Genomic DNA, 12039 nt, shown 5'->3' with positions numbered 1-12039 from the left:
TTGAAAACGCTTTCTTTTTGTTTATCTGGAGTACATTTCAGAAAACTTTCTGAAATTTATCTGTTAACAGCTTCAAAAATAAACCTAGGACATAAAAATCTAACAACTAACCCCCTTGGTTTCTATTTTAACAAGAAAACGCTTACAAGTAAATGGCTTTTTATGAAAAAATTTCAGTAATTATCTGATTGTTTTCAAAAGCAGATACACAGCCCTCTCTTCTGATTTACTTGCATTTTCTTGTTTTATGTGATATTATTAACAAGAAAATATCTATATTAACACATTCAAAAAATGTGCTACAATAAATAGGAGGTCTGCCATGAAAGCAGTTGTCGTTAATCCAGAATCTACTGGTGTTGTCGTTGTTGAAAAAGAACTTCGTCCACTTGAAACTGGCGAAGCTCTGGTTCAGATTGAATATTGTGGTGTCTGCCATACTGACCTACACGTTGCTCAAGGTGATTTTGGCAAGGTCCCTGGCCGTGTTCTTGGGCATGAAGGGATTGGTGTCGTAACTGAAATTGCCCCTGATGTGACTAGCCTGAAGGTCGGCGACCGTGTCAGCGTTGCTTGGTTCTTCCAAGGTTGTGGTACTTGCGAATACTGTACTACTGGCCGTGAAACCCTCTGCCGTACTGTAAAAAATGCAGGCTACTCTGTTGACGGTGGTATGGCTGAGCAATGTATCGTAACAGCTGACTATGCGGTAAAAGTTCCAGAAGGTCTTGATCCAGCTCAAGCAAGTTCTATCACTTGTGCGGGCGTTACTTGTTATAAAGCTATTAAGGAAGCACACCTAGAACCAGGTCAATGGATTGTCATTTACGGTGCTGGTGGACTAGGCAACCTTGCAGTCCAATACGCTAAGAAAGTGTTCAATGCCCACGTTATCGCTGTAGATATCAATAATGACAAATTGGAATTAGCCAAGGAAGTCGGTGCAGATGTCATCATCAATGGTCTTGAAGTGGAAGACGTGCCTGGCTATATCAAGGAAGTAACTGGCGGCGGTGCTCACTCAACTGTCGTAACGGCTGTTTCTAAGGTTGCCTTCAACCAGGCTATTGACAGCGTTCGTGCAGGCGGTTATGTGGTTGCAGTCGGACTTCCATCTGAATACATGGACCTCAGCATTGTCAAAACAGTACTAGACGGTATCAAGGTTGTCGGCTCTCTAGTTGGTACTCGTAAAGACCTAGAAGAAGCCTTCCACTTCGGTGCTCTAGGCCTAGTTGTTCCGGTTGTTCAAAAACGCCCTGTAGAAGATGCAGAAGCCGTCTTTGATGAAATGGCTGCCGGTACTATCCAAGGCCGTATGGTACTTGACTTCTGCCACAGTCACTAATTTCTACTCTACTAAAGTTAGAAGCGACCCAATTGTCGCTTCTTTTTTGCTTTTAGAACCAGAAAAAAGTAGTAGCCCTCGCTACTACTTCTCTAATTTTTCTAAAATACTTGCGAAATCTGTTTTTAAGATTTCCAGGCTTGTTTCAACTTGACTTCTAGTCTGGTTATTTTTTACCACAACCTGTCCGCTTTCCAGCTCGCTTCCACCAAGTGTGATAATGGTCTTGGCTCCAAAGACATCTGCTGACTTGAACTGGGCCTTGAGCTTGCGGTCCAGATAATCGCGCTCTGCTCGGAAACCTTGTTTGCGGATAGCTTGAACCAAGTCTAGCGCTCCGCCATTTGCTTCCTGACCCAAAACTGCGATGTAGACATCCAACTGGGTGTCGAGAGGAAGGTCAATGCCTTGCTTTTCAAGGACGAGGATGAGGCGCTCAATCCCCATACCAAAGCCAAAAGCTGGCGTTTCTGGTCCGCCAAAGTAGGTCACCAATCCATCATAACGTCCACCGGCACAGATGGTCAGGTCATTGCCACCAACCTCTGTCATAAACTCAAAAATAGTGTGGTTGTAGTAGTCCAGACCGCGTACCATGTTGGTGTCAATGGTGTAAGCAATACCTAGGCTGTCCAACATAGACTTGACCGCTTCAAAGTGGGCTGTACTTTCTTCGTCCAGATAGTCCAGGATAGACGGTGCGTTTTCCACAGCGACCTTGTCTTCTTTTTCCTTGGAATCCAACACACGCAGGGGATTTTCTTCTAGACGGCGCTGGCTATCCTTAGATAGCTGGTCCTTGAGCGGTGTCAGGTAGTCAATCAAGGCCTGGCGATAAGCGGCACGGCTCTCAGGATTACCCAAACTATTGAGGTGGAGGCGGATACCTCTGATACCCAACTCTCCAAAGAAGTGATAAGCCATGGCAATGGTTTCCACATCTGTTGCTGGGTTGCTAGAGCCAAAGCACTCAACACCAATCTGGTGGAACTGGCGCAGACGACCAGCTTGTGGGCGCTCGTAACGGAACATTGGACCCATGTAGTAGAACTTAGCAGGCTTTTGCACTTCTGGGGCAAAGAGCTTGTTCTCTACATAGGAGCGAACAACCGGTGCCGTGCCTTCTGGACGAAGAGTGATATGGCGGTCCCCCTTGTCATAGAAATCGTACATCTCCTTGGTCACAATATCCGTGGTGTCGCCAACCGAACGACTGATGACCTCGTAATGCTCGAAGATCGGTGTGCGAATTTCTGCATAATTGTATTGCTTGAAAATGCTGCGGGTGAAGTTTTCCACATACTGCCACTTGGCAGAATCCTGTGGTAATAAATCCTGGGTTCCTTTTGGTTTTTGTAATTTCATAGGTCTTCTCACTTCTCTATATCTTGCCCCTTATTTTATCATATTTTAATCTTTTTTGGAAATGGCAGAGCAGACAAAAAGGGAGTGGGAAAGAACTCGACCATTCATAGAAGAGTTCGTCAACAAGTCCTTATTTCTAATTGTTGAGCTGAAACAGTCTATCCCCAGACTGTTCCACTCCCACCCCCGTGTAGCCCCAACAGTCATAGTAGTGACTGTTGGAGGTTGGGAATAGGGCGAACAGAGTTCGCATCAGTCGTATAGGTCAGATTTGGAGTGTAAAACACGAACAAATCTGCCAATCAACCACTGCGCTGAGATGTTGACACTAACTTTGAGAAGCGGTGCTGGGCTTGAGCCCAGCCTCCTTGTTTTAAAAACTATTTCTTATCCACAATCTGGAAATTCAAGTCGCTCACTTCTATCTCAACCTCAAGTTTTTCTTCGGAGTTCAGATTGAGGAGGTTTTCTAAAGCCGTTTCTGCAAAAGCCGCGACTTTTTCCTTACGTTCTGAATCATTCAAGACATCCTCACTTGTCTTGTATATGGCTTCTTGGGATTTATCATTTAAAAATTCCTGAGCCTTTTGCCCTGCAGTAAATACATCCACCGCCTTATCGACAAGACCATTGCTATTATTGCTGATTTTGATTTGACCATGCTGTTGAGAATCAACTTCGACAAGGACAGGCTGCTTGAATGTCAAGGTGTTATGTTGAATGTGAACATCTGACTGCTCAATTCCTTCCAAGACCAGTTTGAACTCCGTCTGCACAGGAATGTCTACAGACATTTCCCGCCCAACAAAGAGCTTGGTAAGGGGCTCTGTCCAGTCTGGCCATTCTTCTAATTTATTGTTTTCAAAGGTCTGGTTGGCAGTGGTTGCTACCTCAGCTCCTGCCACAACTAGCTTGCTTTCCGCTTCAAACTTCTTGATAACAAATTCATACTGAACCTTGTGGGTCCCTTGAAACCAGGCAAAAATACTATTTCTAAACCAGATAATGCCTAGACCTAAAACCAGTAGCAAGACCAAAAGGCTAGCCAACTTTTTCGCGAAAAACTTCCCAACTGTTTTCATACAGTTCTCCTTCATATTTGAATTATCGGAACTTGTCCTACAACCATTATATATATGCTGTCAAGTATTTTTTGCATTTTTTTGACTATTTTAACAAAGTTCGGAGAATTCTGCTCGCTAGAAGCATTTGAGGCAAAAATTTTTAAAAAAAATCTGTCAAGTAACTTTACTTTACAAAAAACTTTTGTTATACTGTTAAAGTTGACGAAAGTCATACGCACTATTTTAGATTGAAAAAGGGCTTGTCCCTTATATTTAACGGAGGAAGAAAGAAATGGCAGTACCTGCACGTCGCACTTCAAAAGCGAAGAAAAACAAACGTCGTACTCACTATAAAGTAGCAGCTCCAACTGTGAAATTTGATGAAACTACTGGAGATTACTCACGTTCTCACCGTGTATCTTTGAAAGGATACTACAAAGGACGTAAAATCGCTAAGGCTGCTTCAGCTGAATAATAGAAGGGAGATACCATGCGCGTAAATATTACACTTGAACACAAAGAATCTGGTGAGCGTTTGTACCTTACTTCAAAAAACAAACGTAACACTCCAGACCGTCTTCAATTGAAAAAATACTCACCAAAATTGCGTAAGCACGTTATTTTTACTGAAGTAAAATAATTGAATTGAAAAAGCACTCGAAATCATTGATTTCAAGTGCTTTTTTTTGCTTTTATCAAGCCTTCATGTCTACATTTTTAGATAAAAATCGACCTCATAGGCGCTCTTTCATAATCTCCACAAAGCGATGGGTAAATTGGGCTGTCATGCCCCAGATATTTTCTGAAAGACCTTCGTAAAAGGGTACAGACCGTTGATGGTGACTAAAGGGATAATCAACACCCCCTCGTAAGCGGTCAAAGGGAAAATCGCAATCTGGCAGGACTTTAGAGGTCAAATCATAGTATACCGGACTTGTTTGCAGTAGATAGTCTAACGGAACGGTGAACAAGCGGGCTACTTCTTCATTGGGTTGGAGGGCCTGCCAATCCAGATCCAAACGACCAACATAACAACGAATGGTTGACTGGGCAAAGACCAAGTAATCAATCTCTCCTAGTAATTCCACCTGTTCAGGCTTTATATTCAGCTCTTCTACTGCTTCACGGACTGCTGCTTCCTTAGCACTTTCACCAACCTCAACCCTCCCCCCGGGAAAAGATACCTCTCCTGGCTGGGAAATTCCTTCACTACGGACTTGATAAAGGACCTGCCACTGATTGTCTGACCATACTAATGGCAACAAGACAGCGTACTCGCTTTTTTGTCCCAAAGGTTGGGGCTGATAATCCTTCAAGATCATTCTACTCTTATCAATCATCTCTCTATTCCTTACTAATTAGTGATGCATATCCACTATCTTAACCAATTTCTACCAATCCTACAAGTATCTTGACCCAAAAAAACTGAGAAGTTGCCTTCCCAGTTCATCATCTTATTTTCCTTTTAGCATGCCCATAATGCCACGTGTCACCACGCGCCCAACTTCCCGTCCGACCTGACTCATCAGGTTCTTGGTAAAGCGATCCATCATGGAATCTGTTTTGCGACCGGCTGGCTGACTAGTTTTTTGTGCAGCTTTAGCTGCTTCTTTCTGGGCTCTCTCTTCCATTTTTGCGGCTGCCTTAGCTTCTTTTTCTGCCTGCTTTTCCGCTTCGGCCTGCTCTGCTTTTTGGATGAGTTCGGCTTCTTTGGCCTCCGTCATAGCTAAAATCTGTTCGTGGGCTGACTCACGGTTAACCGCGTCAGCATATTTTTCCATCAAAGGAGAATTATTGATAACTGACAAGAGGGCACTTGGCTCCACGGTTCCTAGCATACTCTTTGGAGGATAAATGGTCACCCGGTCCGCAAAGCTAGGTGTTCCGTCGGCTTGCAAGGTGGACACAACTGCTTCACCTACTTGCAACTCCTGAATGACCTTGGCCAAGTCCTCACTGCCTTCTTGGCGGAAGGTTTCAGCAACTGTCGCAACTGTTTTGAGCTCTTTTGGTGTAAAGGCACGAAGACCATGCTGGATACGATTACCCAACTGGGCTGCGATGCTATCAGGAATATCCGTTGGATTCTGGGTGACAAAGAAGACCCCTACACCTTTTGAACGAATCAAACGGACAATTAGCTCAATCTTTTCAAGAAGAACTTTTGGTGCATCTTTGAAGAGAACATGGGCCTCATCAAAGAAGAAGACCATCTTAGGCTTGTCCAAATCGCCCACCTCAGGCAAGACTTCATAGAGTTCTGATAAGAGGCTGAGAAGAACCGTTGAATACAATGTCGGCTGATTAAATAGCTGAGTAGCTTGGAGAACGTTGATAACCCCACGGCCATCTTCTGCTGTACGCATCAAATCAGCAATATCAAGACTTGGCTCACCGAAGAAAATCTTTCCACCTTGTTGCTCCAAAACAACCAGACTACGCAAGATAGCACCAACCGAACGAGCTGGAATATTTCCATAATACTGGCTCAGCTCTGCCGCATTTTCAGCCACAAAATTGAGCATGGCCCGCAGGTCCATCAAATCAATCAAGAGAAGCCCACGCTCATCTGCTACACTAAATACGATATTCAGAATAGATTCTTGGGTGTCATTCAAGCCCAAAAGGCGTGTCAATAAGACAGGTCCCAACTCTGAAATGGTCATGCGGACAGGGGTTCCATTTTCACCCAAAACATCCCACAACTCCACAGGATAGCCAACTGGACTATAGTCAGGATAGTGGGTTTTCTCCAAACGACTTGGATCAATTTCCTTGGTATTCGCCGCAACCAAGCTATTCAAATCACCCTTGATGTCTGATAGAAAGACAGGAATGCCCGCGTCACTCAACTGCTCCGCTAAGACCTTCAAGGTCACTGTCTTACCCGTACCCGTAGCACCTGCTATAATTCCATGACGATTGAGCCGCTTAAGCTTCATCTCTGCACGCTCACGACCATAACCAAAAGCAATAATATCTGACATATACTAGCCTCTTTTCCGATTTTTTCTAGCTTTATTGTAGCATAGTTTTTTGGAAAATAGCAGAGCAGACACCTTTCAACAGATGGAAAATCTTTTTTAGAAAGAGCAGCTGACACACTCTTTTCAAGAGAATGAAGTAGGTCGACCATGACTAGCACTAATTGATAACGGTTACTTGAGTTTTTTACCGAAAAACACTTACATTTTTAGCTATTTTCTGTTATACTCTTTTATTGTGAGAACACTATCAAATATGATTATATAAAGGGGATTATTATGGCAGCACAACAAGATTCGCTGATTTATAATATCGACAAGAGTATCAAGAAAAAAGCCGACTTGATCGAAAGCAATTACTTTGCCTACGCCATCCGTGCCGCAATGGCCAGCGTTTATTTGGCAATCGGTTTGGCCATCTCAGCCTATGTGGCTGACAAACTCAACCACATCGTAGATGGTTTGGGTAAATTCGGTTACGGTCTTATGTTCGGCTGGTGCTTGGTCATGATTTTGTATATGAACGCTGAGCTCGGTACATCAAACATGATGTATATGACATCAGCTATTCACCGCAAGGTCATCCCTACTAAGACTGCATTGAAAATCTTGGCAACATGTATTTTCTTCAACTTTGTCGGTGCGGTTATCGTCTGCTTCTTGCTCTCCTACACCCAGCCTTACCAAGTTGGGCATTTGGATGAGCATAGCTACCTAATCCAAGCCACCACTGCAAAATTGATGAAAACACCATTGACACAATTTATCGAAGGGATCTTCGCTAACATCGTTGTAAACATCGCAGTCTTCATCTCTATGCGTATGAAGGATGATGCTGGACGTGTTATTTCCTTGATTTTCATCATCTTCATCTTTGCCTTCCTTGGCTTCGAGCACGTGATCGCTAACTTCTCTACCTTCTCTCTTGCCTTCTTTGCAAATGGCGGAGCTGTAGAAGGTATGTCTGTGGCCAGTGTCCTTGTGAACTTCCTCTTCTCAGGTCTTGGAAACTACGTCGGTGGTGGACTTCTAATCGGTCTGCTCTATAGCTGGCTCAGCAACAAATCAAAACTTTACATCGACTAATCCGAATGAGTACGGTTGGACTTCCAGCCGTATTTTTTTTGGTAATTTTTGCACAAATATTCTTGACAAAATATTTGTTTAGGTGTATATTTGTTATATACCAAGATTTGATATATAACAAAAAATAAAGATATACCAAATCTAAACCTAATCACCCAACTATCAAGGAAAGGAGTGTCCTATGCATTTTCCAGTCCCCGCAGTGCTGACAGAATTTCTTATTATGGCTATTTTGGAATCCGATGATTCCTACGGATACGAAATCTGTCAGACCATCAAACTGATTGCCAATATCAAGGAGTCAGCCCTCTATCCTATCCTGAAAAAGCTAGAGCAAAATGACTTTTTGACCACCTACTCCCAAGAATACCAAGGCCGCATGCGCAAGTATTACAGCCTGACCCAGCTGGGCCATGAAGAACTGGTTCGGCTCAAAGATGATTGGGACACCTACACAGCAACCATCAACGGTATTATAGAAGGGAGCGTCCGCCATGACAAGAACTGAGTACATGGAGCAGTTGGAAAAACACCTGAAAAAACTACCCCACAAGGAATACTTTGAAGCCATTAACTTCTTTAATGAATACTTTGACGAGGCTGGTCCAGAACAGGAAGCAGACATTATCGAAGAACTAGGCTCACCAAAAGAAGCTGCTAGCGAACTGATTAACAATATTCTCAATAAGCAAATTCAAGAGGATAAAGAAAGAAAAGAACCGCTCCAGCTAACTTGGAAGCACTGGGCTGGACTGGGAGCCTTGAGTATGATGGGCTTATTTTCCTTCTTCCTGCTCTTTATCATGGGAGAATTTATCGGATTTATTCCATTGTTTGCGACCCTTATCCTTGGAGCCTTTTTCCTCGGTCGCTACTTCCGTAATTTTAGCCAGACCAAGCGAACACTCTGGTTAGCCATCCTTGCTGTTATTTCCCTACCAATCGCCATTCCTCTCCTGCTTATTCTACTAGCTAGCCTATTGGGTTTAACGGCACTTATCGTAGCCCTCATTATCGGTGCCTTTGCTTTAGGCGTGCTACTCCTGATTAGCGGTGCCTATCTGATCTGGGAAGGTTTCACCCTCCTGTCAGAAGGATTTAACATCTTCCTCATGGGCTTTGGCTCAGGACTTTCATTGATTGGTGGAGCTATTCTCATCTACATCTTGACTGGATTTTTTGCCTACTGGTCTTGGCGCTTGGTCAAGGCTTGCTTCAAATGGATCTTGAAACGAGGTAAACGAGCATGAAAAAGAAACTAACCCTGGCCCTTATTATCGGCTTTGTCAGTCTGATTGTTGGCTTAATTCTAGCTGGAATTGGATTTTTTACAGGAGGCATTACTGGTTTGGTAGATGTAGCTGCTCCCAAGAAAATTCACCAAACTTACACCGACCTGAATAGCATTAAAGTTGACTTTATCCCTCATAGCGTCTACATCAAAGAATCTAGTGATAGCAACTACCATGTGACCTATGCTAATTCTGACAACAATATGCAGAGCCCACTAAGTCTATCCGAAAAAGATGGGACATTAACACTTACCTCTCAAAGACGAGAGCTTAAAATCGAAGGAATTATGCAATTTTTTGGGGAACTCTTAGCCCAACGAGGTATTGATGTCAACACCGTTACCATTGAAATTCCAAAAGGAAAGACCTTGAATAAACTGGAAGGTCATAGCATAGATTTCTATTACGGTAGTATCTTCAACATAGAGAATGTCCATATCAAAGAAATCAATCTAGAAGGTAATGTCGATCTCACCAATAGCCAGATCGACAGCGGCAAGCTATATAGCCGATCCTTTCATGTCACCAACTCTAGTCTGAAAAATCTTGACATTTCTGCAGATAATGGCGGTAGCCTTTCTGAAACCAATCTTGAAAATGTCAAGATTACGAATTACTACGAATTGAAGACTATCCAAATCAGTCTAAAAGGAAATAATAGCTTCACCCCTGCTAAGGTCGGTTCATCCACTCATACCATACTTGACTTGACAGAGCAAAGCCTACAAGACATCAATCTCAATATTAACACGCAGTTTGATCTAATGGCACTGGCTCAAGAACAGGGCTTCTACGCAGAAACGGAACAAGAACTAGAAGAAATGATGGGGGACATCACCTATCTCAAGGAAGCAATGGAGCGCATGGGAATTTACACCAGCGGAGTGTATGAGAAACTACCTGTCAAAAAAGAAGACAGCAAGCACAGTCTGACCCTAGAAAACAAAAACAATAAAAATAGCCTGACCATTGACGCTGTCAATGCAAGCATAAACCTTGAAAAGTCAGAATAACTCTAACAAATGCGAAGTAGCCTATAAGAATAGGCTACTTTTTGTTACCGTAAACAAGATTTTTTATCAGCAGTTGATGATGGATATGTTATAATAGTCTTACGCAAACGTTTTCTTAAAAGGAGATAGATATGATAGAAGCGCAGCATTTATCCAAAACCTATTCCATCATTGATAAGGAAGTCGGGCTAAAAGGTTCGATTAAGGCCTTTTTCAAGCCCAAGAAAAAGGCCATCCCTGCTGTTCAAGATATTTCTTTACAGGTAGGAAAAGGAGAAATTATTGGATATATCGGCTCCAACGGTTCTGGTAAATCCACCACCATCAAAATGCTGACTGGTGTTCTCTATCCAGACCAAGGCTCCGTCCGAATCAATGGGCTTAATCCACAAGAAAACCGCAAGGCTGTCAATAAGCAAATCGGCGTTCTCTTTGGACAAAAATCTCACTTGGATTGGAACTTGCCTGTCCAGGAATCCTTTATTCTCCATGCAAAAATCTATGATGTTCCAGATAAGGTATTCAAAGAGCGATTGGCTGTCTTGATTGACCTATTGGACTTGGCAGACATCATGAAACAACCCATTCGTAATCTTTCACTTGGCCAACGGGTTCGCTGTGAATTTGCGGCTATCTTTATCCACCAGCCTGCCGTTGTCTTTTTGGACGAACCGACCATCGGCTTGGATGCCAGCGTCAAGGAGACCATTCGCTCCTTCATCCGCTATATGAATCAAGAATACCAGACCACTTTTTTGATTACTTCCCATGATATGAAGGACATCGAGAGCCTCTGTGAGCGGATTTTTATCATTGATAAGGGCAAAAAAGTCTACGACGGTTCACTGACCGTCCTCAAGGAACGCTTTTCCACAGTGAAAACCATTCTCTTCTCCACAGAAAAACCAATTGAAAAAGCCTTGCAAGTGGATGGCTGGGAGTTTGAGCAGTTGGATGACTTCCATTTTGAAATCCATTATCAAAGCAAGGTTTGGACCAGTGCCCAGGTGATTGAGCAAGTTTTCAATCATTATGCCATTGAAGATGTTACCATGAAGGAATTGGAAATTGAAACCATGGTCCGTCAGATTTATGAGGAGGGTATCCATGCGTAAATATCTCTACATGACCCGCCTGACCATGATGAATGCTATGCAGTATAAGGCTTTCTTTCTGGCTACCTTCGTTTCACTGGCAGTGAAGATTTTGGTAGCTCTCTATGTCTGGAAAACCATTTTCTTCACTCAACCAGAAGTCAATGGCTTTACCCTACAAACCTTTACTACATATATCATCTTTGCTAATCTACTAGCCAGTTTGAATTCTTTCTCACTTGGTGAAGATTTGTCCTATAGCATTTTAAAAGGAAGCATTGCTGGAGAATTTCTCAGACCCTATTCCTTTATCCTAGCCCTCTTTTTCAAAGACCTTGGAAATAAGCTCTTGGAACTGATAAAATTTGCTATCGTATTTATCGGTATCTTGCTTGTTCATCAGGATTTTTATCTACCTGATGGAAAAACTATTTTGCTCTTTCTAGTCAGCTCCATCCTCGGGATGTTTATCGTTCAATTACTGGATATGGCTTTTGGCTTCTTAGCATTTTTTACGGTCAATGCTTGGGGAGTGATGTTGCTCCGAATGGGACTCTTCAATCTAGCCTCGGGGGCACTATTGCCACTCAGCTTCTATCCACAGGCTGTGGAAAACTTTTTGAAAGTCCTTCCCTATAATTATGCAGTTAACGTTCCAGTTTCCATTTTATTGGGACAGGAAAGCGATCTAAGGGCTTTGGGATTGCAAGTTATATGGATACCCATTCTAGCCTGCTTCATCGCTGCTCTTTGGTCTCAGGCCAAGCGTCGTATTGTGATTTTTGGAGGTTAA

Annotated in this window: 13 protein-coding genes; 9 read left to right on the top strand and 4 right to left on the bottom strand. The window is 43.0% G+C overall.

Annotation, left to right across the window (positions count from 1 at the left end):
- Positions 1-322: 322 nt before the first annotated feature.
- Entirely contained in the window at positions 323-1348 is a 1026-nt protein-coding gene (gene adhP / locus PW220_RS01350) for an alcohol dehydrogenase AdhP (protein WP_248055369.1), read from the top strand.
- An 84-nt stretch (positions 1349-1432) separates the two neighbouring features.
- Here the strand turns inward: adhP and hisS are convergent, their stop codons facing one another.
- Together hisS and PW220_RS01340 are read right to left on the bottom strand one after the other, a co-directional pair.
- The gene (gene hisS, locus PW220_RS01345) at positions 1433-2713 is read right to left on the bottom strand and encodes a histidine--tRNA ligase (RefSeq protein WP_248055367.1); all 1281 of its coding nucleotides are present in this window, start codon (positions 2711-2713) and stop codon (positions 1433-1435) included.
- A 380-nt stretch (positions 2714-3093) separates the two neighbouring features.
- Entirely contained in the window at positions 3094-3795 is a 702-nt protein-coding gene (locus PW220_RS01340) for a hypothetical protein (RefSeq protein ID WP_248055366.1), read from the bottom strand.
- A gap of 274 nt (positions 3796-4069) precedes the next feature.
- Between PW220_RS01340 and rpmF the strand changes: the two genes are divergently transcribed.
- Positions 4070-4252, top strand: coding sequence for a 50S ribosomal protein L32 (gene rpmF / locus PW220_RS01335; protein ID WP_002937589.1), 183 nt, complete (start codon positions 4070-4072; stop codon positions 4250-4252).
- 15 nt (positions 4253-4267) lie between these two features.
- Positions 4268-4417 (top strand): 50S ribosomal protein L33, encoded by a 150-nt coding sequence (gene rpmG / locus PW220_RS01330; protein WP_002262412.1) that lies wholly within the window; start codon positions 4268-4270, stop codon positions 4415-4417.
- A gap of 94 nt (positions 4418-4511) precedes the next feature.
- Here rpmG and PW220_RS01325 read toward each other — a convergent pair whose 3' ends face one another.
- Together PW220_RS01325 and PW220_RS01320 are read right to left on the bottom strand one after the other, a co-directional pair.
- Positions 4512-5117, bottom strand: a complete 606-nt coding sequence (locus PW220_RS01325) for an NUDIX hydrolase (protein WP_248055365.1) — start codon at positions 5115-5117, stop codon at positions 4512-4514.
- A gap of 114 nt (positions 5118-5231) precedes the next feature.
- Positions 5232-6764, bottom strand: a complete 1533-nt coding sequence (locus PW220_RS01320) for a helicase HerA-like domain-containing protein (protein ID WP_248055364.1) — start codon at positions 6762-6764, stop codon at positions 5232-5234.
- Between the two features lie 276 nt (positions 6765-7040).
- On the opposite strand from PW220_RS01320, the gene PW220_RS01315 reads away from it, so the two are divergent.
- The 6 genes from PW220_RS01315 to PW220_RS01290 all read left to right on the top strand — a co-directional run bounded on the left by PW220_RS01315 (position 7041) and on the right by PW220_RS01290 (position 12039).
- Positions 7041-7847, top strand: coding sequence for a formate/nitrite transporter family protein (locus PW220_RS01315; RefSeq protein WP_105114368.1), 807 nt, complete (start codon positions 7041-7043; stop codon positions 7845-7847).
- Between the two features lie 181 nt (positions 7848-8028).
- On the top strand, positions 8029-8355 hold the full coding sequence (locus tag PW220_RS01310; RefSeq protein WP_105114367.1) for a PadR family transcriptional regulator: 327 nt from the start codon (positions 8029-8031) through the stop codon (positions 8353-8355).
- The gene (locus tag PW220_RS01305; protein WP_105117671.1) at positions 8342-9097 is read left to right on the top strand and encodes a DUF1700 domain-containing protein; all 756 of its coding nucleotides are present in this window, start codon (positions 8342-8344) and stop codon (positions 9095-9097) included. Before PW220_RS01310 ends, PW220_RS01305 begins: the two co-directional genes overlap by 14 nt.
- Positions 9094-10152: a DUF4097 family beta strand repeat-containing protein gene (locus PW220_RS01300; protein WP_248055363.1), complete on the top strand. Its 1059-nt coding sequence runs from the start codon at positions 9094-9096 to the stop codon at positions 10150-10152. The genes PW220_RS01305 and PW220_RS01300 overlap by 4 nt, the downstream gene beginning before the upstream one ends.
- Positions 10153-10283: 131 nt before the next feature.
- Positions 10284-11267: an ABC transporter ATP-binding protein gene (locus PW220_RS01295; protein ID WP_248055362.1), complete on the top strand. Its 984-nt coding sequence runs from the start codon at positions 10284-10286 to the stop codon at positions 11265-11267.
- Positions 11260-12039, top strand: a complete 780-nt coding sequence (locus tag PW220_RS01290) for an ABC transporter permease (protein ID WP_248055361.1) — start codon at positions 11260-11262, stop codon at positions 12037-12039. Before PW220_RS01295 ends, PW220_RS01290 begins: the two co-directional genes overlap by 8 nt.

This window comes from Streptococcus sp. 29892 (genome assembly GCF_032594935.1).
In the GTDB taxonomy this organism is placed as follows: Bacteria; Bacillota; Bacilli; order Lactobacillales; family Streptococcaceae; genus Streptococcus; species Streptococcus hyiners.
Note: the sequence above shows the minus strand (reverse complement) of the source record. Positions and strands in the feature narration are given on the sequence as shown.